Source organism: Bacillus sp. DTU_2020_1000418_1_SI_GHA_SEK_038 (genome assembly GCF_032341175.1).
Lineage (GTDB): Bacteria > Bacillota > Bacilli > Bacillales > Cytobacillaceae > Cytobacillus.
This window is the reverse complement of record NZ_CP135435.1, coordinates 4,390,964-4,416,242: the sequence shown is the minus strand read 5'-3', so window position 1 is coordinate 4,416,242 and position 25,279 is coordinate 4,390,964. Positions and strand designations below refer to the sequence as shown.

24 protein-coding genes and 2 pseudogenes are annotated in these 25,279 nt (G+C 38.0%); 23 read left to right on the top strand and 3 right to left on the bottom strand.

Features of this window, described 5'->3' with window-relative positions:
• The first annotated feature begins 171 nt into the window (after positions 1-171).
• The 6 genes and pseudogenes from RRV45_RS21795 to RRV45_RS21770 all read left to right on the top strand — a co-directional run.
• Positions 172-321: a hypothetical protein gene (locus RRV45_RS21795; protein ID WP_315666738.1), complete on the top strand. Its 150-nt coding sequence runs from the start codon at positions 172-174 to the stop codon at positions 319-321.
• 346 nt (positions 322-667) lie between these two features.
• Positions 668-1,978 (top strand): helix-turn-helix domain-containing protein, encoded by a 1,311-nt coding sequence (locus RRV45_RS21790; protein ID WP_315666737.1) that lies wholly within the window; start codon positions 668-670, stop codon positions 1,976-1,978.
• Between the two features lie 203 nt (positions 1,979-2,181).
• Positions 2,182-3,408 carry an MFS transporter gene (locus RRV45_RS21785; RefSeq protein ID WP_315666736.1) on the top strand — a complete coding sequence of 409 codons (1,227 nt, stop codon included), beginning with the start codon at positions 2,182-2,184 and terminating at the stop codon, positions 3,406-3,408.
• Positions 3,401-4,810: a M20 family metallopeptidase gene (locus tag RRV45_RS21780; RefSeq protein ID WP_315666735.1), complete on the top strand. Its 1,410-nt coding sequence runs from the start codon at positions 3,401-3,403 to the stop codon at positions 4,808-4,810. The genes RRV45_RS21785 and RRV45_RS21780 overlap by 8 nt, the downstream gene beginning before the upstream one ends.
• A gap of 67 nt (positions 4,811-4,877) precedes the next feature.
• Complete coding sequence (glsA, locus tag RRV45_RS21775) at positions 4,878-5,807, top strand: glutaminase A (protein ID WP_315666734.1); 930 nt, start codon at positions 4,878-4,880, stop codon at positions 5,805-5,807.
• Positions 5,807-6,013, top strand: a pseudogene (locus tag RRV45_RS21770) (L-asparaginase 1); the annotation flags it as partial. The gene glsA and the pseudogene RRV45_RS21770, both read left to right, overlap by 1 nt.
• A gap of 80 nt (positions 6,014-6,093) precedes the next feature.
• Here the strand turns inward: RRV45_RS21770 and RRV45_RS21765 are convergent.
• Both RRV45_RS21765 and RRV45_RS21760 read right to left on the bottom strand, forming a co-directional pair.
• Positions 6,094-6,399 carry an AzlD domain-containing protein gene (locus RRV45_RS21765; RefSeq protein ID WP_315666733.1) on the bottom strand — a complete coding sequence of 102 codons (306 nt, stop codon included), beginning with the start codon at positions 6,397-6,399 and terminating at the stop codon, positions 6,094-6,096.
• Positions 6,392-7,120: an AzlC family ABC transporter permease gene (locus RRV45_RS21760; protein WP_315666732.1), complete on the bottom strand. Its 729-nt coding sequence runs from the start codon at positions 7,118-7,120 to the stop codon at positions 6,392-6,394. Before RRV45_RS21760 ends, RRV45_RS21765 begins: the two co-directional genes overlap by 8 nt.
• Positions 7,121-7,752: 632 nt before the next feature.
• Here RRV45_RS21760 and RRV45_RS21755 point away from each other — a divergent pair.
• The 15 genes and pseudogenes from RRV45_RS21755 (at position 7,753) to RRV45_RS21685 (ending at position 22,871) form a co-directional block, all read left to right on the top strand.
• The gene (locus RRV45_RS21755) at positions 7,753-8,469 is read left to right on the top strand and encodes an ABC transporter permease (RefSeq protein WP_315666731.1); all 717 of its coding nucleotides are present in this window, start codon (positions 7,753-7,755) and stop codon (positions 8,467-8,469) included.
• The gene (locus RRV45_RS21750; protein ID WP_315666730.1) at positions 8,462-9,241 is read left to right on the top strand and encodes an ABC transporter permease; all 780 of its coding nucleotides are present in this window, start codon (positions 8,462-8,464) and stop codon (positions 9,239-9,241) included. The genes RRV45_RS21755 and RRV45_RS21750 overlap by 8 nt, the downstream gene beginning before the upstream one ends.
• 26 nt (positions 9,242-9,267) lie before the next feature.
• A complete protein-coding gene (locus RRV45_RS21745; RefSeq protein WP_315666729.1) occupies positions 9,268-10,308 on the top strand; it encodes an ABC transporter ATP-binding protein in 1,041 nt (346 codons plus the stop codon).
• A gap of 25 nt (positions 10,309-10,333) precedes the next feature.
• On the top strand, positions 10,334-11,389 hold the full coding sequence (locus tag RRV45_RS21740; RefSeq protein WP_315666728.1) for an ABC transporter substrate-binding protein: 1,056 nt from the start codon (positions 10,334-10,336) through the stop codon (positions 11,387-11,389).
• A gap of 71 nt (positions 11,390-11,460) precedes the next feature.
• A complete protein-coding gene (locus tag RRV45_RS21735) occupies positions 11,461-13,173 on the top strand; it encodes an adenine deaminase C-terminal domain-containing protein (RefSeq protein ID WP_315666727.1) in 1,713 nt (570 codons plus the stop codon).
• Positions 13,170-14,498 carry an amidohydrolase gene (locus tag RRV45_RS21730; RefSeq protein ID WP_315666726.1) on the top strand — a complete coding sequence of 443 codons (1,329 nt, stop codon included), beginning with the start codon at positions 13,170-13,172 and terminating at the stop codon, positions 14,496-14,498. Before RRV45_RS21735 ends, RRV45_RS21730 begins: the two co-directional genes overlap by 4 nt.
• 626 nt (positions 14,499-15,124) lie before the next feature.
• Positions 15,125-15,991, top strand: a complete 867-nt coding sequence (gene ltrA / locus RRV45_RS21725; RefSeq protein ID WP_315666725.1) for a group II intron reverse transcriptase/maturase — start codon at positions 15,125-15,127, stop codon at positions 15,989-15,991.
• A gap of 83 nt (positions 15,992-16,074) precedes the next feature.
• Entirely contained in the window at positions 16,075-16,416 is a 342-nt protein-coding gene (locus tag RRV45_RS21720) for a group II intron maturase-specific domain-containing protein (protein ID WP_315666724.1), read from the top strand.
• A gap of 278 nt (positions 16,417-16,694) precedes the next feature.
• Positions 16,695-17,573, top strand: a complete 879-nt coding sequence (locus RRV45_RS21715; RefSeq protein ID WP_315669123.1) for a radical SAM/SPASM domain-containing protein — start codon at positions 16,695-16,697, stop codon at positions 17,571-17,573.
• Positions 17,574-18,168: 595 nt separating this feature from the next.
• Positions 18,169-18,834 (top strand): DNA-binding response regulator, encoded by a 666-nt coding sequence (locus RRV45_RS21710; RefSeq protein WP_315666723.1) that lies wholly within the window; start codon positions 18,169-18,171, stop codon positions 18,832-18,834.
• A 433-nt stretch (positions 18,835-19,267) separates the two neighbouring features.
• Positions 19,268-20,115, top strand: a pseudogene (locus tag RRV45_RS21705) (MBL fold metallo-hydrolase).
• Positions 20,116-20,378: 263 nt separating this feature from the next.
• Positions 20,379-20,879: a preQ(1) synthase gene (gene queF / locus RRV45_RS21700; protein ID WP_315666722.1), complete on the top strand. Its 501-nt coding sequence runs from the start codon at positions 20,379-20,381 to the stop codon at positions 20,877-20,879.
• A gap of 119 nt (positions 20,880-20,998) precedes the next feature.
• Positions 20,999-21,658 carry a 7-cyano-7-deazaguanine synthase QueC gene (queC, locus tag RRV45_RS21695; protein WP_315666721.1) on the top strand — a complete coding sequence of 220 codons (660 nt, stop codon included), beginning with the start codon at positions 20,999-21,001 and terminating at the stop codon, positions 21,656-21,658.
• A gap of 25 nt (positions 21,659-21,683) precedes the next feature.
• Complete coding sequence (locus RRV45_RS21690; protein WP_315666720.1) at positions 21,684-22,208, top strand: VUT family protein; 525 nt, start codon at positions 21,684-21,686, stop codon at positions 22,206-22,208.
• Positions 22,209-22,556: 348 nt separating this feature from the next.
• Positions 22,557-22,871 carry a DUF378 domain-containing protein gene (locus RRV45_RS21685; protein ID WP_315666719.1) on the top strand — a complete coding sequence of 105 codons (315 nt, stop codon included), beginning with the start codon at positions 22,557-22,559 and terminating at the stop codon, positions 22,869-22,871.
• Positions 22,872-23,074: 203 nt separating this feature from the next.
• Here RRV45_RS21685 and rluF read toward each other — a convergent pair whose 3' ends face one another.
• Positions 23,075-23,782: a 23S rRNA pseudouridine(2604) synthase RluF gene (gene rluF, locus RRV45_RS21680; protein ID WP_315666718.1), complete on the bottom strand. Its 708-nt coding sequence runs from the start codon at positions 23,780-23,782 to the stop codon at positions 23,075-23,077.
• Between the two features lie 218 nt (positions 23,783-24,000).
• On the opposite strand from rluF, the gene RRV45_RS21675 reads away from it, so the two are divergent.
• Positions 24,001-24,396, top strand: coding sequence for a DoxX family protein (locus RRV45_RS21675; protein ID WP_315666717.1), 396 nt, complete (start codon positions 24,001-24,003; stop codon positions 24,394-24,396).
• A gap of 25 nt (positions 24,397-24,421) precedes the next feature.
• Positions 24,422-25,273, top strand: a complete 852-nt coding sequence (locus RRV45_RS21670) for a VOC family protein (RefSeq protein WP_315666716.1) — start codon at positions 24,422-24,424, stop codon at positions 25,271-25,273.
• Positions 25,274-25,279 lie beyond the last annotated feature (6 nt).

Here is a 25,279-nt window from a genome sequence, read left to right as displayed (position 1 = left end):
ATTTATTTTGGAAAATAAATCAAGTTTATAGTGCCTGACCCCCAATTTGTTAAAGCGTTAACCTATTGGGGGTCAGGCACCTTATTTTCAATCCTTTTTTCAAATCAGCATCAGCCATATTATAAATATTTTTTTATTTTCTAGGAACCCTATCATATGGAGGTGACAAAAGTGGAAAAAAATAAAAATTCTAAAGGTGCTGGTCAAAAAGACGATTCAATGAACGCCATGGATCAGGGGTTAAACTTAGTTTTTCAAACAGTTAATAATGCTACTGGAATTGACAAGGGCAACGATGGCAAAACCAATAAAGATGATTAATTTGAACGCCTTTTTGGCGTTTTTCTATCTTTAATAATTATTTTCGGCAGCATGCTTCTTTCTTCAATGTATATTTCTACAGTATAACTTTGTCAGCTTCAGTAAATTCATATATTTCATATTAGATTGTCGTGCCTGATCCCTGTTACGGTAACGCTATAGCACACTAGGGGGCAGACGCCTTTTTTTGTATTTTAGAAAATGCTGAACATTTTACGGTCTCAAATAAGTTAATCCCCTTCATACTCCAATAAATAGGTTAGATATACTTACCCCATCATCAGAAATGCTTTATTATTATTAAAAAGAGAATTCATCTAAGTAAATTGGGAAGTGAGAATCATCTATGTATAAGGTTGGTATTGTAGGACCTAGACGATCAGTTGAAAGAATTTTACATTATGCAAAAGAATTTGAATGCAATCTATCATTTGCCGGGTATTCTTATAATATTGTAAATGAAACCACGGATATACTGGAAAAGCATCATGCTCATGTGGATTTTTGGTTATTTTCAGGCTATATTCCTTATAAAATCGCACAACAATCCAGGCATTTTTCAAAGGAACGAATGGAGTACATTTTTATTACCGGGAATACGTTTTATCGCGGTGTATTAGAAATAAGCCATGAAATTGGAAGGTTGGCTAAAAGTGTCAGTATCGATGTACTACATGTACCAGAGGATAATTTTTTTGAGGAAATTATAGATTTAGATAAAATTTTAGATCATGTATATATTAAACGATTTACTGCTAAAACATCCATAGATGAAATTATTGAACATCATGTAGCACTGTGGAAGGAACAAAAAATAGATTGTGTTATTACGGTTTATCCAAAAGTGGAAGAAAAATTAAAGGAAATAGGAATTCCTGTTGGTTTGGTTGTTCCGCATACTCAGGATATTTATCATACGCTACAGTTATTAAGCGAGAAAATCCAAACAATTTATTATAAGAAAACGCAAACCACTGCTTTAGTTGTTCAAATTAAAAGTTTTGATTATATTAAAATGGCGAATCAAAATGGCTACCGAATCCATTTTTTACAGCTGGAAATGAAAAAAATTGTTCTGCAAATTTGCGAAAAAATTGATGGATACTTAATTGAAGAAAGTAATGGCCGCTTTGTCCTTTTTAGTTCACGGGGTATTGTTGAGCGAAATATTAATGCGATATCTGAAATGATCGATCGTTTATCTTCTGAAACTGAACAGCCGGTTGTTGTTGGTATTGGTCATGCCTCTACGGTTTATTATGCAGAAAATTATGCGCATCATGCCATGCAACATTTAATGGAGAAGGGAACAAAAGGTATTGTTGTCATGGAAGAAAATGGAGAAATGACAGAAATTGTTCAGGGGTCATCTCTAATTACGTATACAAGTCGTGTTCAAGACAAAAAGATAATTGAACGACTGAATGAGTCGTCCATCAGTGGAAAAATGTTTGCAAAAATTGAAGCAGTTATGAACGAGTTAAAAGTTGAGTCATTTAGTGCAAAAATGTTAGCAAAAGAGTTAAACATGACAGAACGGAATGCGCAGCGAATTATTTCAGAATTAGCGAAGGTTGAACTGATTGAATATTGTGGGGAGGAAAATCGCAATTCAAGGGGCCGCCCGGCTAAATTATATAAATTATGCAAAAACTAATACGAAAAAAGCATTTCCTATCTTTTAGATAGAAAATGCTTTTTTTGTTTTAATCATCTCAGTGGATGATCCCAAAACCATCGTGCATAACTACTTTCCAGATTTCTGAAGGTAAAAAATTTATTGCGAGCCACCAAAATTCCATATATAATTTACGTATATTTAACGAAAATTTCGTTAAAATAGCAACAAGGAGGCATTTTATGACAGAAAACATTCTTGGGAAAAAAACTCGCAAAACGCTAGTAGTATTACTTTTCTTAGGTTGGATGTTAGGAAACCTAGACCGTTATTTAATGAATTATGCAGTTGTGCATATTGGTAAGGATCTTGCCCTAACAGCTACGGAAACAGGTTTAATTTTAAGTTCATTTTTTCTAGGTTATGCATTAATGCAATTGCCTGGGGGAATTTTGGCTGATAAATTCGGTGCAAAACGTGTGTTATTAGCAGCGATTATTGTATGGTCCATCTTTACAGGGTTAACAGCTATTGCATGGACATTGAGTATTATGGTGGTCATTCGGTTCCTATTCGGAATTGGTGAAGGCGGTTTCCAACCTTCAGCTTCAAAGATCATTTCATCATCGTTTCCTGAGAATGAGCGAAGTAAAGTAATGTCTATCATGCTTTCCTCTGGAGCAATTATGATGATGCTTGTGCCAATTATTTCAGCCGCATTATTGGTAACAATTGGCTGGCGCGCATTCTTTGTTATTGCCGGTTTATTTGGGGTTATTATTGCATTCCTATATTGGAAGTATGTACCGAAGGATAAAGTAGTATACCAATCCGTTCAAGGGCCTCAAGTAAAAGGGATATTAGGAATCTTATTTAAAATGCCATTAATGTGGAGTTTAGTTATCGCTTACTTTACCATTTATGCGGTGAACTGGGGTTTAAATTCTTGGATGCCAAAATATTTGTCAGACGTACGTGGACTTGATTTAATTTCCATTGGCTGGTTACAAATGATTCCGGGCATCATTATGGTGATTGCGATGTTAGGATGCGGTTATCTAATTGATAAATTGGATTTGAAAGTAAATAAATTCATTGGTGCTATATGTGCACTGCTTTTAGCTGGATGCCTATTTTTAATGTTTAATGCAGAATCGATTGCATTATTTATCACATACCAAAGTATCGTAACATTGTTAATGACTTATGTTGTATTGTTATTACCATCATTTGTATTAAAGAGAATCCCTTCAGATTATGCAGGAACAGCTATGGGTATGGCAAACACTGGGGGACAATTGGCTGGATTTGTTACACCTACATTAATAGGATTCATGGTTGATACATTCAATGGTTCATATAATGCTGCAATGTGGCTGTTAGTGGTGATTTCAATTATTTGTGTAGGTACGATTTTAACAATCTCCCCAAAAAGCCAAGCTAATAAGGAGGTTGTAGTACATGAATAAAGAGCATAATGCATTATTTAATGTAACCGATTTTCTTCAAGAAAAGAAGATAGCGCTTACAACAATCAGTGATAAAATCTGGGCAAAACCAGAATTGCATTTTAAAGAAAAATATGCAGTTTCAGTAATGGAGGAAGCATTAAAAGCTCAAGGATTTGCAGTTGAAAAAAATGTAGCTAATCTTGAAACTGCAATTATGGGTAGCTTCGGCAGTGGTTCAACTGTTATTGCCTTTTTAGGTGAATACGATGCCCTTCCATTTTTGAGCCAAGAAGGCGGGAAGGCAGAATATTCTCCTGTTGAAGAGAATGGTAATGGGCACGGCTGTGGACACAATTTACTAGGCACAGGTGCACTTGCAGCAGCAGTAGCAGCAAAAGAATATGTTGAAAAAACAAATGCACCGTTCACTATTCGTTTTTACGGTTGTCCGGCGGAAGAAAACGGATCAGGCAAAGCTTACATGGCAAAGCATGGTGTGTTTAATGATGTAGATATGGCTATTTCGTGGCATCCGATGTCAAATAATACAACAATGAATATGACATCACTGGCAAACTATGCAGCGACTTTTAAATTTACAGGAAAGAGTGCTCATGCGGCTGCAGCCCCCCATCTAGGGCGCAGTGCTTTAGATGCAGTGGAACTAATGAATGTTGGTGTAAACTACCTGCGTGAACATATTATTCAAGAAGCACGCATTCATTATGCAGTGGTTAATAGTGGTGGAACTTCTCCCAATGTAGTTCAGCCTTATGCAGAGGTTTCTTATTTAATTCGTGCGCCAAAGAAACAGCAAGTAGTGGATATTCATAAGCGTGTTCAAAAAATTGCTCAAGGTGCGGCCTTAATGACAGAAACAACATTTGAGGAACACTTTGAGGGGGCGGCATCGGATTTAATTCCAAATACAACGCTTGCAAAAGTGATGCAACAGCAATTTGATGAGGCTCCGGCCCTTCAATTTAGTGAAGAGGACTTTGCCTTTGCAGAGCAAATTTATCAATCATTGGATGATGAAAGCAAGGCTTTGGCTTATATGAATATGTCTTCTGAGCAAAAGGAATTAATAGGTAGCAAGCATCTATGCGAGTTTGTATCCCCATTGTCTCCAGAGATGATGCTGTACGGTTCAACTGATGTTGCAGATGTCAGCTGGATAACACCAACTGTACAATGTACAACGGCTTGTTTTGTGCTTGGGACACCACTCCATACTTGGCAAGTAGTAGCTGTAGGTAATACGCCAATTGGACATAAGGGAATGCTTTATGCGGCGGATATTATGGCTCGTACTGCAATTACTTGTATTGAAAATCCAACAATTATTGAAGAAGCAAAGCAAGAGTTAAAGGCACGTTTGAAAGATGAGAAGTACATGTCACTAATTCCAGAAAAATAAGGTAATCTGAAAGGGATGTTACCCTCAAAGGGGCATCTCTTTCGTGTCATAAAGAGAGGTAAACAGGATGTTGGAACAAATTACAAATGAAGCAAAAGCTTATACGAAGAGAGGTAAACCTGCATCTTATATTCCAGTACTAGCGCTTCAATCCGTTGACCAATTTGCCGCATGTATAATAGATCAAAATGGAAATTACTTTGCGGCTGGTAATATAGAAGCACAATTTACACTGCAAAGCATTTCAAAGGTTATTAGTTTTATAGTTGCCTGTGAATATCATGGATTACAATTTGTACTTGATAAAGTAGATGTAGAACCAACAGGAGATCCCTTTAATTCGATTATTCGTCTAGAAAGCACGGCACCGGGGAAACCATTTAATCCGATGATTAATGCAGGTGCTATTACTGTTGCCTCGATGTTACCTGGGGAAACGGTGAAGGATCGAATAGCATATGTTGCAGACTTTTTAACTAGTATCACAGGTAGTCCCCACCAAATAAATGAAGAGGTCTATCGTTCCGAAATCGAAACAACCCATCGGAATCGGGCAATCGCTTATTATTTAAAGGCAAATGATTATTTGCTTTGTGATGTAGAGGAAGCGGTAGAGTCTTATATTCATTTATGCGCACTCGAGGTTTCGGCAAAGGACCTTGCACAGTTGGGGCTTATGCTTGCAGGAGATGGCGTGCATCCATTAACAAACAAAAAAATTATAACACCTACAACAGCAAAAGTAACAAAAGCTTTAATGACAACTTGTGGACTTTATAATGCCTCAGGAAAGTATGCTGCTTCCATTGGCATTCCAATGAAAAGTGGTGTATCAGGTGGTGTTTTATGTACGGTATCGCACGTTAAAGTAGAGCAGCTTGAGGGAAAATTAGGTATTGGTGTCTATAGTCCTGGAATTGATGATATAGGTAATAGTGTTGCTGGAATGAAATTTATTGAAAAGCTTTCACAGACTTATGATTTAAGTATTTTTTAAAAGGTGAGGACTTGCTCCTGTATGAAGTGGGACGTAAGGCAGTACAGCATCAGGTTGTTTTTTCCGGAGATATGAACACGGAAGCGATTGTTGCCAAATTAATGTGGGCGCTTGGGCAAGCTGATTCTTTAGCTAAGGCTAAGGAAATCATTGAAACGCCATTGGCAGGAGATTTAACCGTAAAATCAGAAAAAGTGGAACAATAAAATAGTGCCTGTCACCACCTCCATTTGTCGAATTCATCGACATCATTCGGGGAGTGACGGGCACTGTTTTTATTCCTAACTCAATACAAGAACAGTTCTATTACAAAAACAGAAAAACAGGCCAATAGGGCAACACTCACCAAGCTGGCCCCCTGGTAGGCAAAAAGTATGGCCACAATAAAGCCAACTAGTGCGGACCATGGCGAGGCCGTTGCGTCTAAAATGGCCGGAAACACCATCACTGCCAATGTTACATATGGAACATAGTATAAAAACGATCGGATATAGACATTTTTGATTTCTTTTCTGACGAGTGTTAGCGGCAGAACCCTAATAAGATACGTCACAATTGCCATCACCAAGATATAAAAAATAGCATTATTCATGAGTATGCTCCTTTACTGGATGCTCCTTTACCGGAAAGACAAACGCTGCGATACCTGCAATCAAAATCGTTAAGATGATAATTTTTACACCGGATGAGATGGATGCTAAGGTTTGCAGCTCAGCAAATACAAGGCTTAGTACCATAGAAGTGACAATCAGCCCGGCAAGGATTTTATTCCCTTTTGCTGGAGGGATAATGACAGCAATTAGCATTCCGAACAATGCAATACTTAGTGCACTCATCAATCTATCCGGCAGAATATTTCCAGAAATAACCCCAAACAGTGTACCTAGTGCCCATCCAGGCACCGCAACACTCATCACGCCATAGGCATAATAAGGGCTTAACTTTCTGGGAACCGCAACGGACACTCCGAATACCTCATCCGTAATCCCATATGCCATGAATAATCGATGGACAAGCGGCGTTTTGGGGTCGATTTTTTGGGATAAAGCAAACGACATTAGAAAATATCTAGAGTTAATAATCAGCTGTGTGACAGCAATTTCAATGATGGCTGCGGCACTGGCAATAAGCGTAAGCCCAGCAAACTGTCCAGCCGAGGTTAAATTAGTTACGGACATCAAAACTGCTTCAAACGGATTTAGCCCAGCTTGCTTGGCAAGAATGCCAAAGGTAAACGAAACTGCAAAATAACCCATTGCAATAGGAATTCCGTTCTTTAGCCCGATCTTCCATTCTCCTATACTTGTCTTCATTTTCTCTCTTTCTCTCCTCCAAAGATGCTAATATGATAGGGTAATTTGATCAGAGACCACTCTATATTAATTAATTTGTTTGCCAACTTTTAGTATAAAAATGATTCTAGCATACGTATTTGTTATTTTGCTAGAGGAAGGTGTTTAAACGGGCCGTTGAAAAGCTTCACCATATAATCCCCTACATGGTTTTTTATATTTTATCGTAATATAGGATTAATAATAGGAAGTATACAAGTATTTTGTTAAGCAGAAAAAAAGTCCAATGATGTAGTCGAAAAAAGTAACCCCCACAGGGAGAGTATCCTTAAAGGGTTATTTTTTTCGAAAAAAATGTAAAATAATGTCGAACTTTTATGCGTGTGCGATTGTTTCATATATTTCCATCAAATAATGTTCGTATTTTTTATTACCAAAAAGAAAATGATTATTTATAATCCTTTTATGAAAAAATAAAAGAATCCATGTTTATGTATTAAATCATCCTTTTTAATGGAAAGTGAGGCTCGGACATGAAACATCGTAGAATTCCTTATATCCTCTTGGCTCCGGGAATGGTTCTTTTGATTTTGTTCTTGGTGTTACCCCTTGTTTCCATCATTTTTCCTACGTTTTTTGATGGAGGTTTCAGCTTGGCCAACTATATCTCATTCTTTATGGATGAATATAATTTCAGTATTTTTTGGCGGACACTAAAAATTTCTCTGATTGCAACTTTATTTTGCGCCCTGTTAGGTGTTCCGACTGCTTACTTTATTGCACAAAGCCCGAAAAAATGGCGTGGTCTGTTAATGTCTATCACATTGTTTCCGCTGTTAACAAATTCAGTTGTGCGGAGTTTTGCTTGGATTACCATTTTGGGACAAGGCGGGATTATTAATAGTATGTTAATGAATCTTGGCCTAATTTCTAAACCGCTTACGTTACTTTATACAGAATTCTCCATTACGATTGGATCTGTGTATCTATTCCTGCCTCTGATGGTCATTACGCTAGTAGGGATTTTTGAAAATATCGATTCTGATATTATGGAGGCGGCCGAAACGTTAGGTGCCAATCGCTTCATTGCCTTTATGAAGGTGATCTTGCCCTTAAGTGTACCGGGAATTATTGTGGGCAGTATTTTAGTCTTTACGGGGACAATGACAGCCTATACCACCCCACAATTGTTAGGCGGTAACCGAAACATTATGTTAGCCACTTTCTTATATCAAAATGCGACTGCATTGGGCAATTGGAAAGGTGCTAGTGTGATTGCGATGATTATGATTGTTGCAACGATCATCGTGATGAAATTATTCGACTGGATAGCTAAACGTATGGACAAGAGGGGTGAGGCAAGTGCGTAAAAATGTTGGCTTAAATATCATTGCAGGTGTTGTTTTTGCTTTTTTATTAATCCCTTTATTCATTATCGTCCTAACCTCTTTTGGAACAAATTCAACGATTCAATTTCCAATCAAAGGTTTTACTTTTGAATGGTATAGCAAAGTATTTTCAAATGAATCCTTTATGGACAGCTTCATCCTTAGTTTAGAAGTAGCCTTTATTGGGACTCTGTTGGCGGTAATCATTGGTGTTCCGGCTGCTTATTCTCTGGCACGTCACAACGTATTCGGGCGCAATTGGATCAAGAGCTTTTTCCTCTCGCCAACGATTGTACCAGGTTTAGTTGTCGGATATGCCTTGTATCAATTTATTGTGATCCAATTTCAATTTCCCATCATTCAGGGATTGTTGTTAGGCCATTTCTTGATTTGTTTACCGTATGTGATTCGTGTGGTAGGTTCAACGATTGAGCAGTTAGATTTTTCAATCGAGGAAGTTTCGTGGACATTAGGCTGCACAAAGTTACAAGCATTTATCAAAGTCGTTTTACCAAACATTACATCGGGAATTTTTGCTTCCTTCATGCTGGCATTCATTAATTCCTTTAATAATATTCCTGTATCGCAGTTCTTATCTGGTCCGGGTGTTACCATGCTGCCTACAAACTTAATGAATTATATTGAATACAACTATGATCCTTCTGTATCTGCATTATCTGTAATCTTAATGCTGGGTACAGTCGTCTTGATGTTTATTATTGAAAAGACATTAGGGTTAGCGAGTATTTCATAAAACACAGCGAAGGGGTTGAACAAAAATTGTCCTATGTTGAATTAAAAGATATTCGTGTGAGTTATGACAACAATACCGATATATTAAAAGATTTGAATTTATCGATTGAAAAAGGCGAATTAGTTTCCTTATTAGGGCCGTCTGGCTGCGGGAAAACGACTACTTTACGTGTAATTGCGGGCTTAATTGAACCGAATGATGGAGAGTTCCTCGTGGATAGTCAAAATTTAACGAAGGTACCGGTTCATAAGCGCGACTTTGGCATGGTATTTCAAAGCTATGCCTTGTTTCCTCATCTCACAATAAAGGAAAATGTAGCTTTCGGCTTGAAATTACGCAAGGAAAAAAAGAGTAACATTGATAAAAAGGTAAAAGACATTTTGGCCATTACGGGCTTAGAGGCACTGGCTGACCGCTTTCCAAAACAACTTTCAGGCGGGCAAAGACAACGTGTGGCTTTAGCGCGAGCGTTAGTGATTGAGCCAAAATTATTACTATTAGATGAACCATTAAGTAATTTAGATGCTAAATTACGGGTAGCGATGCGGATTGAAATTAAACGAATTCAAAGCCAATTAGGGATTACATCCGTGTTTGTCACACATGACCAGGAAGAATGTTTCTCTATTTCTGACAAAGTAGCTGTCATGAATAAAGGGGTAATCGAACAGTTCGATACACCTGAGGAGATCTACAAAAATCCAAAAACTGAATTTGTGGCCCGCTTTATCGGTTTTGAAAATTTCTTTGGATTAACACCAGTAGAGGAAGGGAAATATAAGGCTACTGATGGAACAGTCTTCCTATGCACTCGCAAATGGGAAACAGGAAAACAAACCGGAACCATTCGTCCGGACGATATTGATCTTGTAGCAAGCACTGAGCCAAATTCAAATAATACCGTAACCGGGGTGGTAAAAGTCCGCACATTTCTAGGTAAAGCATATCAATATGAGGTTGAGACCTCTATTGGTTCACTGCTTGTGAATGAGGCAGATGATGTGATTTATCAAGTGGGAGACGCTGTCACATTATCCATTCCAGCTCAAAAACTTATTATCGTTTAAACCCAATTTAAAGGAGAGATTAATAATGAAGAAACGATTTGGATTAGTTAGTCTAACGTTAGCAACTGCTAGTATCTTGGCGGCTTGTGGTGGCGGTGGAGAAACAACGAAGGAGAAACCAACATCATTAGTCATCTCAACATTCGGCTTGGAACAAGATAAAATGGAAGAAGACGTCTTCAAACCATTTGAGGAAAAATACAATGTAGACATTGTATTAGAAACGGGGACAAGTTCTGAGCGTTTTACAAAATTAAAAAGTAATCCGAATTCAACAGTTGATGTGATTGAATTGTCGCAATCAAATGCGGCTGACGGGGTAACAGAAGGATTGTTTGAGAAAATAGACAATTCAAAAGTCCCTAATATGGAAAAGTTAATCGATAGTGCAAAGGGGTTATCTGCAGATGGATCGGGTCCAGCCTATACATTAAACAGTATTGGGATTATTTACAACAAAAAGGCAGCAGGAATGGAAATTAAGGAGTGGGATGATCTATGGAATTCAGCTCTAAAAGGAAAAATCTCCATTCCTGATATTACATCCACATTTGGTCCAGCCATGCTTTATGTGGCGAGTAAGCATGAGAATGCCGATATTACAAAAGATAATGGAAAAGCAGCTTTTAAAGCAATCACAGATCTATCTCCAAACGTAGTTAAAACTTATAGCAAATCCTCAGACCTAGCTAACATGTTCCAATCAGGGGAAATTGTTGCTGCAGTTGTTGGTGATTTTGCTGTCCCAATGATTACTCAAGCCAATCCGGATGTAGCATATATTGTTCCTGAATCAGGAACATTCGCCAACTTCAACACCATGAACATCAACAAAAACTCGAAAAATAAAGACTTAGCGTATAAGTACATTGACTGGAGATTAAGCAAAGAAATACAAGAAAAAACGGCAAAGTCTTTAAATGAGGCTCCAACAAATAAAGAGGTCGTATTAGATGAAGAAACAGCTAAGAATAAAACGTATGGTGCCATTGCTGACCGTACAAACAAAGTTGATTCACAATTCGTAAATAATAACCTTGAAGATTGGATTAATCAATGGAATCGAATTTTAAATAAATAAAAACGATGTAAGGAGAAGGGGCTAAGGGCAAATCTTGGCCCTTTTCTGCTATTAAAATGGAGGGAAAAAGGATGAAAGTGGATGTAGCAATTATTAATGGACAAGTATTTAACACGTTCACCAAAAAGTTTGAAAAGAAACATGTTTCGATTGTTGGCGATAAATTTTATTATATGACGACTGAAGCATTTGATAATTTAGAGGCTAAGAACGTGATAGATGCAACCAGTCAGTATGTGATTCCAGGGTTCATGGATATTCATTTACATATTGAAAGCTCCATGACATCCCCTGCTATTTTTTCTGGGGCTGCATTATCTCATGGTGTGACAACGGTGGTGGCTGATGCCCATGAGATTGCCAATGTGTTTGGAATGGAAGGGCTGGAGTCGTTCTTTTCCCAGCCTAGCGTAATGGATATTTTTTATGCGATTCCTTCATCTGTTCCCTCCACGACACCGGAATTAGAAACGACAGGCGGCTATATCGGTGTTGAAGAAGTGAAGCGGCTTTTGCAGCATCCGAAGGTGATTGCTTTAGGTGAAGCCATGAACTTTAATGGGATTGTCAATGAACCGGATTCATTGATTAGGCAAATATTAAGAACCGTTCAATCTGAACGCCCATTTCTGCCTTTAGAAGCTCATATTCCTCGCGTTTCTGGATTGGATTTAGCGAAGTTTTTGTATGCAGGCTTGACAGCTGATCATACTCATCAGACACTTGAATCCATTTATGAGAAGATCACAAATGGGATCTTTTTAGAATTTCAAAGGAAATCGATTACGCCAGAAAGTATCCGTGTCATCGTTGAAAATAGTTTTTATGAATATGTGGCATTTGTTACTGATGATGTGATGGTGGACGATTTGTTGAATGGGCATTTAAATGCGCTTGTTCGCTTAGCGATTTCTAGCGGTATGCCCGCAGAACATGCATTATACTGTGCTACTTATACACCTGCTAGGAGAATGGGATTTCAGGATCGCGGGGCGATTGTATCCGGCTTCAAAGCAGACTTTCTATTGCTGAATGACGTTGATAGTTTAGAGATTGCAGCCGTGTATAAGGACGGGAAATTGGTCCACGAACGAGGAAATGAGATCCGCTATCCAGATGAGAAACCACATTTCCCTGCGCACTTTTACGAATCCATTCAATGTCGTGCTCTAACATCCGAGGATTTACGGATTAAGGTGAATGCATCCGAAAAAGCCATCGTTAACGTCATTCAAATTGCGGAAGTTGGGACATTTACTGAGCATGTCCAGCGGGAAGTTGCCGTTGTAGATGGATTTCTAGATTGGGAGAATAGCGGGCTAGCTTTGATTGTAGTCATGGAACGATACGGAAAAACAGGCGACATCGCCTACGGATTTGTGGAACATGCGTTGGTTGAAAAGGGTGCGGTCGCAACAACATGGGCACATGACCATCATAATGTAATGGTGATGGGAACGTGCGCAGAGGATATCATTGCAGCACAAAAACAACTAGTAGACATGCAAGGCGGCTATGTCGTTACACAAGCTAGTAAGGTAAAAGCCATTTGCCCATTACCAGTTGGCGGCATTATCAGCGATGCGCCAATCCAAGAACTGGGCGCACAATTAAAGGAAGTTCGTCAGGCAATGATTGCGTTAGGCTATCGCAACAGCAATGAAATTATGTCTTTCTCAACGCTGTCCTTGCCCGTTTCACCTGTTATCAAAATTACCGACAAGGGGATGATGAATGTACGTTCCCAAATGATGATCCCGTTAGTAGAGGATGAAGGAAATTGAAAATAGTAATCAAAAATGCGTGGATTTTAACGATGAATGAGGGGATGGAACAATTTCGCCATGGCTATTTAGTAGCGGATGAGAACATTATTGAAGTGGGGCCGATGAATTCCTTCCCTATGGGTCTTATTTATGATCAATGCATCGATGCTAAAGGTGCGATTTTATTGCCCGGCATGGTGAATACGCATACGCATATCGGCATGATTCCGTTTCGTTCATTAGGTGATGACTATCCAGACCGTTTACGCCGCTTCTTATTTCCATTAGAAAATGAATGCATGAACGAACAGCTTGCGTACACGAGCGGAAAATATGCTATTGCTGAAATGCAGCTTGCCGGTGTAACGACTTTTTTTGATATGTATTATTTTGAACATCAATTGGCCCTAGCAGCAGAGGAAATGCAAGCCAGAGCCCTTTTAGCCGAAACAGTCATTGATTCGGTCACGGTTGATGTGCCGGAGCCGATGGGCGGCTTACAATACGCTGAACGTTTTCTGCCGAAATGGCAGGGGAATAAGAAAATTCAAGCATCAATCGCACCGCATGCTCCGTATTCAAATACCATTGAAGTAATTCAGCAGGCAGATATATTATCGAAAAAGTACAATGTACCGTGGATGATGCATGTAAGTGAAATGGACTTTGAAATGGAAACATTTCGGAAAGAACGGGGTCAAACCCCCATTGAATTTTTAGAGGATATTGGTGTATTAAGTTCAAGGCTCGTGGCAGCCCATTGTATTCATTTGACCGATCATGACATTGAGCTGTTGCAGAAGTATGATGTGAAAGTAGCTCATTGCATTGGTGCTAATACAAAATCTGCTAAAGGTGTAGCAAGGGTGCGGGATTTAATGTCTGCTGGTGTAAAAGTGGGATTGGGAACAGATGGACCAAGCAGCGGGAATACGTTGGATATATTTAGCCAAATGCGATTATTCGCCAATTTTCATAAAACCCATTTACAGGATCGCAGTGCATTTCCAGCAAAAGCAATTGTAAAGCTAGCAACCATTGAAGGAGCAAAGGTCTTAGGTCTAGAAGAGCAAATCGGTTCCATCGAGGCAGGGAAACAAGCTGATTTCATCCTCGTAGAAACAGATTCAGTTAATATGTTTCCCATTTATGATCCGTATTCCGCTTTAGTTTACTCTTCAAATGCTAGTAATGTTAGTGACGTGTTTATCGCCGGAAAACAAGTGGTGGCAGGGAAAAAATTAGTGAATCATGATGTAACAGCTTTGCGTGCAGAACTATCAAAGGCTATGGAACAATGCGGATTTAAAAGAAGAGCATTGCAAGCAATGGCGGAAATATAAAGAGGTAGGGGAGGGTCAAGTTGAGTTGATAGTCTATTTATCGGAATAAACACGAATCGTTCGCTAACATAAGAAGACCATTGGAGAAAATTCTCTGATGGTTTTTTATTGTGCGCCCGGCATGGGCGATAACTTGGTGGTGCAAGTCCACTACAGGCTTGGCAGTAGGAACTGTTAGCTAATGGCAAGGGTGTCCCCCGTGAGGAGGAATCTGAAGGAAGCCGGAGGCAAATTCTCGAACTGACGAACAGAAACTATATACAAGGCTGAATTGGGACGGATGAGTCTGCATTACCTGACAAAGTCCAATACTGCCCGAATCCCATACAGTAAATATAGCAGTTACATGAGAAGAAGGTTATCGCCCTTACCCGGGGAGATCTCATGAGGGTTATTCAATTAACAATCAAATTAGTGATAATTTGATGAATCATGAGAAGTCAGCAGACGTCATAGTAGTTCGGAAAGCGAACGAAGGACTGAACAATCTTAAATCTTGGAAAACAAGGAGGTGTAGACATTCCGTCTAAGCGCAGAAAACATCGCGGTAAAGACCAAAAGATGGCTACCTGTGGAGTGATAAGTTGGAAACTGAAGAGTAAGTAGGAGTGCGTAGGAATGTCAACATGGATATGAAAGAACAAGATGGTACCAATCTAATTGATAAGGTTATCGCAGATGAAAATCTTTGGAAAGCCTATAAAAAGGTAAGAAAGAATAAAGGTAAGCCGGGAATAGATGGTATTACAGTTTATGAACTAGAAGCTCATATGACTAAATACTACAAAGCATTGAAACAGAAATTAAGAGATGGCACTTATCAACCACAACCGGTTAAACGGGTTGCGATTCCAAAACCCGATGGGTCAAAGAGATATTTGGGAATCCCTTGTGTCTTGGATAGAGTAGTTCAACAGGCTATTCTACAGGCAATTAATCCAGTTATTGACCCTCATTTCTCCAATAATAGCTACGGGTTTAGAAAAGGAAGAAATGCTCACCAAGCTATTAAACTTGCCGAACAATATTATCAAGAAGGCTATAGAGTAGTAGTAGACTGTGACCTTAAAAGTTACTTCGATACTATACATCATCAAAAATTAAGAGCTTATCTCGAAGAATTTATTTCAGACAAAATAGTTCTTAAACTTATCTGGAAATTTCTACGGTCTGGAATACTTGATAATGATTTCTATATCGAAACTGAAGAAGGAGCGCCGCAAGGCGGACCGCTGTCACCGATTCTAGCTAACGTCTATTTAAACAAATTAGACAGAGAGTTAGAAAAAAGAGGCCACCGTTTCATAAGGTACGCAGATGACTTCGTCATCTACGTCAAAAGCAAAAGAGCTGGTGAACGTGTTATGGAAAGCATCACCCAATTTATCGAAAAAGACCTAAGACTGACGATAAATATTAAGAAAAGTAAAGTCTGTGGAGCCACGTCAGCTACCTTTCTAGGCTTCAATATTCAAAACCTCATGGGAAAGTAGGATGCCGACCTAGCAGGTCGGCAAAGAAACGTTTCAAAGATAAGTTAAGAAAACAAACCAGTAGAAAACGCCCTGGTACATTTGTGGATATTATATCAAAAATAAATGAAGTAATCACTGGTTGGATTAATTACTACGGGATAGCAAATATGAAGAAATTCATATTAGATACACAACAATGGCTAAATCATCGACTTAGACAGCTCATATGGAAAAGATGGAAAAGACCCAAAACTAGGTACAAAATGCTTCGTAAATATGGAATCAATCATGACGAAGCTATGAAGCTGGCTAATTCACGTAAAGGGTATTGGCGTTTATCACGTAGTGAAACACTACATCAAGCAATAACAAAAGAAAAACTCATAAAGTGGGGACTCAAAGATTCGTCCAAACTTTATGAGAATCGGTACTTAAAAGGTTGAACCGCCGTGTACGGGTCCGTACGCACGGTGGTGTGAGAGGTCGGCTAATCAACGATTAGCCTCCTACTCGATTTTATATAAACAGTACAAGTGAAGAAATTCCCTTGTAGACTGCAGTATGATCAGTAATAGGAAATAAAAGTTAATTTTGTTAAGCAGAAAAAGGTAATTGTAGTTTCCTTAAATAAGCAATATCCATTAATGAACAAATATGCTGTAATAGTGATAGAATAATAGTTCATCCTGTTTTAAGTAGTCATAGAAGTGAGGAATTAATGGTGAAAAAGTTTAAGAAGTTTTACTTAGAGATTACTAGTGTGTGTAATCTTGCATGCAGCTTTTGTCCGCCAACCGAACGGCAGAAGCAATTCATTTCTGTGGAGGATTTTTCTAAGAGATTAGACCAAATTAGGCCGCACACAGATTACATTTATTTACATGTAAAAGGGGAGCCGCTGCTCCATCCTAAAATAGACGAATTGTTAGACTTAAGTCATGAAAAAGGGTTTAAAGTTAATATCACAACCAATGGAACATTAATTAATAAAAAGAGGGAAAAATTATTAAATAAGCCTGCGCTAAGACAGATGAATTTCTCACTCCATAGCTTTGATGGGCATATTGGTTCTAAAGATAAGGAAGGGTATGTAAGGAGTATTCTTTCTTTTATTAAAGAAGCAACGAGCCAATCAGAAATGATTGTTTCCCTGAGGTTATGGAACCTTACACAAGACAATACGATGAATATGGAAAGACAACGAAACAGAGAATTATTAGAAATAATTGAGAAAGAATTTGATTTAGACTACAAAATTGAAGAGAAGGTCGAACCAGGAAGCGGCGTGAAAATTGCGGACCGCATCTTCATCAATCAAGATTACGAGTTTCAGTGGCCTGCACTACATGAAGAGGAAGATGATGGGGAGGGCTTCTGCTATGGCCTGCGAAATCAAGCAGGTATTTTAGCAAACGGAACGGTTATTCCTTGTTGTCTAGATGGTGAGGGAGTGATCAATCTAGGAAATATTAATGATCATTCATTTTCTGATATTATCGAGATGGATAGAGCAAAAAACCTTGTAGATGGTTTTTCACGAAGAGTGGCAGTGGAGGAACTATGTAGAAAATGCGGATATCGCAAAAGGTTTGGTAAATAGATAGGCAAATGGCTAGGATTTAGTAAGTTAGATAGAGTCAATCCAACTCATTATCTTATTTAGAAATAACCTCGGTGAACCGTATCATAAGTAAATGAGGCTTTTAGCCAAAGCCTCTCCTTAAGCTTGGGGAGGCTAGAACATAATAAGTTTTCTTATCGGAAATAGAAATGATAAGTATGGTATTGCCAAATATCAGGAAAGTAGATTGACAAATTTTAGAATTCTATTAAAATAAAAATAGTTCTATCCTCAAATTCCTCTTAAAATATTCTTTTAATATTAGCTATTCTGTAAGTCTTTATTTGCCTTATACTTTCTCCAATTGAAGCTACATTAAACCTCTTTTTTTCACTCGCATTCACACTCATTAATGTTAAAAATCTGTCCGAAGTTCAAATGAATATATAAAAGTAATGATTCATTCGTGGCATCGAATATATATTCAAAATTTGATATTAGAAGAAACTGAGGAAAGAACGGTTTCCAAATTAGTTAAGGTCTGTCCACTAAATTTTGTTTAAATCATAGACCGGATATAGTATATAGAGGGTGCTGAAAAAGAACATGACCATTGAATAGGAGAAGTGATGCTATGGGATTTGAAGAAGAATACCTGGCCTTTTTGAATACTCACTTGAAGGCAAGAACCGGTGAAAGGTTGCGGCGCTTACAAGAAGGTCACAATCAGGCTGAAATGTTGTTTTTGAAGCAAGTGTGGTGGCCTTTATTTTACCAATTCAAGTATCTTCATCCAGAATATGAAGTTGATGATTTCAAGAATGGCAAAAGATATTTGGATTTTGCTTATATTCGCCCCGCCATCCGGATTTGCCTTGAGGTCGATGGGTATGGCCCTCACCTAAAGAATATAAGCAGATGGCAATTTTCCGACAACCTGGAACGACAAAACCAGTTGGTGATTGACGGATGGTCCGTGATCCGCTTTTCTTATGACCAAGTGAAAGAGAAACCTCGGAGATGCCAACAGATTGTTCAGCAAGTGATTGGCCAATGGCTGGGTGATGAACTGGACCAGACATCTCTGTCCTTTGTCGAAAAGGAAGTGCTTCGGCTAGCGATTCGAAAAGGAGAAGCTATATCCCCTAAAGAAGTCGAGAATTATTTGAAACTAAGTGACAAGACGGTTAAAAAAGTACTTTCTCAACTAGTTGATAAAAAGATGTTGATTCCCGCATCTGGGATCAAAAGAGTCCGCTCTTATCGGTTGGGGGATCAGGTTAAGCACCCTATCAGATAAATAGTCGGAAAGAATTCGCTTAATTAGTAAATTGAATGAAAAATAGCTTAAATAGACGGAGAGATTCCGCCTATTGAATCGAAAAACGTGAAAATGAGGGATTTTGCTTTGCATAGTCGGAAAACCTCCCCTTATTTACCCCGAAATGAGCACCATTCTGCATCTAACCGAAAAATCTCCGCTTATTTTACTTTCGCTGGTTACTTAATTGAGGATAAGACTTCTTATTTAAAAGGAATTGAGATGAAAACCATCATGGGACGGGTTTTATTTAGCATTCTTTTTGTTATTTCAAAAAAATCCAAGAGAATCTCATTTTGATGTGTTATGGAGAACCGTATCATAAGTAGTGATTGTTTTTAAAATAACCGCCCTATGGAGTAAATTCCCGTTATTCGACAAAACTATTATGAAGGAAAGGAGGAAGTCATTTATGCACTCGATTGAGAAGATTGGTAAAAGTTTTTGGTGTATCACTCCAATATCGGAGACCGACCGGCCTATTCTTGGAATGGTGGTTGGCAATAATAAGACATTAATGATTGATGCAGGCAACTCGGAAAACCATACCAATTATTTTCTGAATGAACTTACAAAAAAACAGGTCCCAAATCCTGATATGGTGGTCCTTACTCACTGGCATTGGGATCATATCTTTGGTCTTCCAGCGTTACCTAATACAGTTTCTATTGCTTCCAAAGAAACGAGGAAAGAAACGGAGAAATTAATTCCGCTTTCATGGTCAGACGAGGCATTGGATGCACGAGTGAAAGAAGGATCAGAAATTGAATTTTGTGCAAATGCAATTAAGAAGGAATTCACGGATCACCGGGATATCACAATTGTCTTGCCGGATTTAACTTTGAAAAACGAGTTGAAATTGACCTTGGCGGGGTAACTTGTATCGTACAACACGTTGGCGGGGATCACGCTGCAGACTCAAGTATAGTATATATCCAAGAAGAAAAGACTCTCTTTCTTGGAGACTGCATTTATCCTGATATTTTTTCCGAAAAAGAAAACTATACAATCAACGAAACCCTTCGGCTATTAGATGAATTGGAATCATTTGATGCAGATACATATATCCCTTCGCATCAAAAGCCGATTTCAAAAGAGGAATTTAATCAGGAAGCCACCATGCTTAGAACCATTGCGAAATATACAGATATTTGTGGCGCAGATAAACAGAGAATAATTCAGGAATACGAAAAACACGTTAAAAGGGAACTTACAGAAGATGAAAGGGAAACAATCATAGCCTTTGTAAATGGTTATTAAATTGGGAAGGTTTTCTTGTTCAAAAAAATTTCCATTTGACGTTCTCGCTTATATTATATAAGATATTGGAGTAAAGAATGCCCGGACTAGAATATGAAGAGGTTCATAGCTGATACCCTCTATAAAAAACTATGGTAACATGACAAATGCCATGTCCATAATCGGATATGGTATTTTCTGTTTTTACATAAGGTTTTTATAGAATAATTGGTGAAGCCTCTTTTGAAAAGTGTTGGGAAACATTTTACAAGGAGGGTTTTTTTATGTCTGGCCGTAGCCATGAAGAAGGTTTAAAAGATTTGACACTATTAGGTAATCAAAATACTCAATATTCATTTGAATATGCACCAGAGGTCCTTGAGGCAGTAGATAATCTTCATTCAAATCGTGATTATTTTGTAAAGTTTAATTGTCCAGAGTTCACTAGTCTATGCCCGCTTACACATCAACCTGATTTTGCAACTATGTATATTTCATATATCCCTGATCAAAAACTTGTTGAAAGTAAATCATTAAAGTTATATTTATTTAGTTTTAGAAATCATGGTGATTTTCATGAGGATTGTGTCAATATCATTATGAACGATTTAATTAAATTACTTGATCCAAGATATATCGAGGTTTGGGGGAAGTTTACTCCACGTGGAGGGATTTCGATTGATCCATGGTGTAACTATGGGAAGCCAGGAACTAAATATGAAGAAATAGCAAATTATCGTTTAATGAATCATGATTTAAATCCAGAAAAAATAGATAATCGATAAAAGAGAAAAAAATAATTTAATTAAGATAGAGGTTTTTAGCTACCCTCTTAAAAAAACTAAGAAGAAACAGTACTTTTTCTTAGAGTGCTGTTTTTCTTCGTTATAAGGGAGTTCTGACAGTGAAGCAGGAGAAAGCAATCGTTGTGTTTAGTGGAGGTCAGGATAGCACAACTTGTCTGTTCTGGGCAAAAGAACGTTTTGCAGAGATTGAGGCAGTGACTTTTGATTATGGTCAAAAGCATCGTCTTGAAATTGAATGTGCGAAGGAAATAGCAGCGGAACTAGGTGTCGAACACCACATTCTTGATATGTCGCTCCTGAATCAGCTTGCTCCGAATGCATTAACACGCCAAGACATAAAGATAGAAGAGGGAGAAAATGGCGAGCTGCCATCGACTTTTGTTCCTGGTCGGAATCTGCTCTTCCTTTCATTTGCTGGGGTTATAGCGAGTAAAGTAGGGGCTAAACATATCGTGACTGGAGTTAGTGAAACAGATTTTAGCGGATATCCTGATTGCCGAGATATTTTTATTAAATCTTTGAATGTAACGTTGAATTTATCTATGAATGAATCCTTTGTGATTGAAACACCGTTGATGTGGCTGAACAAGGCACAAACATGGGAGCTTGCTGATCAGCTTGGAGTACTGGAGTTTGTCCGGGGAAGAACATTAACTTGCTATAACGGTGTAAAAGCAGATGGCTGTGGTGAATGCCCAGCATGTAAACTGCGAAAAAAAGGGCTCGATGATTTTTATTTGGGGAAAAAAAGGGTGTAAATTTACTAAATTGAGGAGTAATATCATGAGAATTGTATTTTACTTATTATCCATTGTTATCGCTAATGTGGTAACGGCAGCATTTGCGCCATTGCAGTTTGGAGTATTTATTGTTCCAATGGGCACGCTTTTGATTGGTGCGACCTTTATCTTTCGGGATCTTGTACAAAATAAATATGGTAGAGCGAAGACGTATTTGTTTATATTTATCGCTTTAATCTTATCGGCATTGGTTTCATTCCTGCTTGGGGATACATTATTGATTGTGGTGGCATCAGCTATTTCATTTGTTGTCGCTGAAACAGCTGATACAGAAATCTATACTAGATTAAAGCTGCCGATGGCTTGGCGCGTGTTCTACAGCGGGATTGTTGGAGGATTTCTAGATTCTGTTATTTTCGTAGTCATTGGCTTGAGTCCGCTTGGAGCTAATTTTCTGCCTTGGGAAGCTGTACCAGCTGCCATTTTAGGACAAATTATTGTGAAGACTATTATTCAAATGTTCGGTGCTCTAATTTTGAACCAAGTTCGAATGGAACGGGTTGGATGACTTAGAAGGCAATTGCAGAGTTATATTAGTCAACAAAGCAAACTGCTCATAGAGTAGTTACGGTGAACCGTAACATATTTGTGTTTATGAAGATAGTTCTATAATTTCACATTAAAATAACGGGACAGGGTATTCTATTTTAAGGAATACCCTGTCCTTTTTCTGTCTGGAATGCTTAAAGTATTCATCAATCATCTCTAAAACTTCATTCCCAATATTATTGTATGAAATTCATTTTAATAACAAATGATAAAAATACAATCTTAGTACTTAAAGGTAGAGGTCCGTCTTACCTAAGAGTCAAGATCTGTATGCTTAAGGAATCTAAATTTATAGGAGGTATGTGTGATGAGAACCCTACAAAGAATTGCCTTAACCTTAACAATAATCGGCGCTATTAACTGGGGATTAATTGGTTTCTTTAATTTTGATTTGGTAGCGGCAATATTTGGCGGACAAGATGCATTTTTATCAAGAGTTATTTATAGTCTAGTTGGTCTAAGCGGATTAGTCTGTTTAACCCTCTTGTTTAAACAATGGGAAGAGACGGATACGAAGGCAGATGTTAATAGGCGTGATTATGGCCAACTTAATTACGGAACTGAATTTGGAGAGGAGACAGACATATCTGATTTAAAAAACCCTAATAGAGAAGATAATTAAAAGATAGTAAAAAGATTCATGCACTGTATTTGAGTAAAATTAAATTGTCATCGGATTCAGTAGAACATGTCCTTTATGGCGAAGTAATCACCAGCGCAGGGAAATGATGTCTACGGCATTTACATTTAATAATGGGCCTAATAACAATGCTTATTTAAGTGCCATAAATAAAGGTGATACAAATTCGTATCACCTTTATAGTTTTACCATTCCCTTGGCTCATAGTCCAATTCTCTAAATAATTGAGTTCGTTCTTTCTTGGATAAATCTCTCCATTGTCCAGGGGGAAGGTTGCCTAAATGAATATTCATGATACGGATTCTTTGCAATCTGTAAACCTCATACCCTAATTCACCGCACATGCGGCGAATTTGACGATTAAGGCCCTGTGTTAATATGATTTGAAAATCAAATTTAGATAATTGGGTTACTTTACAAGGAAGTGTTTTTGTCCCTAATATTTTGACTCCCTCTGACATCTTCTTCAAGAACTCAGGAGTAATGGGCTTGTCCACAGATACAATATATTCCTTCTCATGCTTACCTTCAGAACGCAGAATTTCGTTAACAATGTCGCCATCGTTCGTAAGTAGTATTAAGCCCTCTGAATCTTTATCCAGACGCCCAATATTAAATATTCTTAATGGGTGGTTGACCAAATCAACAATATTTCCCTTTACACCCTTTTCTGTTGTACTAGTAATGCCTACAGGTTTATTTAAGGCAATATAGACATTATTTCTTGCAACACGAATTGGATTTCCATCTACTCGAACGTCATCCCCCGGCTCTACCTGGCTTCCTATTGTTGCACGTTTGCCATTTATAGTAACTCTTCCATCGGTAATTAATTTATCTGCACCCCGTCTAGATGCTTTTCCAGATTCGCTTATAAATTTATTAATACGCATGTTGACACATCCTTATCAGAGGATTGTTTTAGTTAGATACTTAACTATACTTTATTTTGAGGATGAATCACAAACTCTTATTAGAAATAACGGCTAAAAGTTTGTTTCAAAAAGTTAGTTACTAAATAACTAAATGGAATTTAGTTACTTGACAATATAATAATACGTTTATATACTTACTTACATAAAGTAACTAACTGAGAAAAGGGGAGTATGAAATGAATAGAAACGAAATTGGGAAAGTTATATTAAGAGTAGTAGTAGGTCTTACATTTTTTATTCATGGGCTAGCAAAATTCCAAGGTGGTATTACAAATATTGTTGGCTATTTTGACAGCTTAGGAATTCCTGGATTTATGGCCTATGTTGTAGCGGCTATAGAATTAATAGGTGGAATTGCATTAACTGTAGGGCTTGGCACACGTATTGTTACCTTGTTGTTTTCACTAATTATGGCAGGAGCTATTTTTACTGCGAAGCTTTCACTTGGGTTCTTTGGCAATGGCCAAATGGTAGGATATGAACTTGACCTTGTGTTATTAGCCGCAGCAATTTACTTCGTTTTTGCTGAGAAATCAAAACTTTCATTGGATCAAATGCTTGCTAAATCATAAAAAAAGTATTCTAGGAGGGTTATTTATGGGATTTCATACTAAACCAACAACATTTGTTGGGCATGTAAAAGTTAAAGTAGAAAATTTACAACGTTCCATACAATTTTATATAGATGTCCTAGGGTTCGATATTTTAGAACAAACAACTACAACAGTAGAACTAACAACTGATGGGAAAACAAGTTTCTTATCACTGGAACAACCTGAAAATGTTATACCAAAACAGGGAAGAACTACTGGTTTATATCATTTTGCCATTCTTTTACCAACCCAATCGGATTTAGCCAATATTGTCGTTCATTTAGTGGATAAAGGAGTTCGCTTTGGGTCTTCGGATCATCTTGTCAGTGAAGCATTGTATCTACACGATCCAGATGGAAATGAGATTGAAATTTATCGTGATCGTGCTCCTTCTGAATGGAATTGGAAGGACGATGAAGTGGCAATGGCTGTTGATCCAATAGATTTTAAAAATTTGCTAAAACATGTTACACCAGATAAAACTTGGCGAAAAATGCCTGCCGAAACGGTAATGGGTCACATTCATTTACACGTATCAGAACTCAAGAAGACAGAAGAGTTTTATGTAAAAGGATTGGGAATGGATGTAGTCAACCGATATGGAGAGCAGGCTTTATTCCTTTCCTATGGAAAGTATCACCATCATTTAGGGGTAAACACATGGAATGGCGTAGGGGCTCCTGCCCCAGCCAAAAACAGTGTGGGTCTCGAATCATATACGCTCATTTTCGATAATGAAGAGGCTCGTCAACAAACAGTAGCGAATTTGAAGAAGATTGGTGCGGAGGTATTAGAGGAAAACAATCATTTTATCACCTTTGATCCTTCTGGAAACGCAATAAAGTTAGCTGTATAAGAGGAG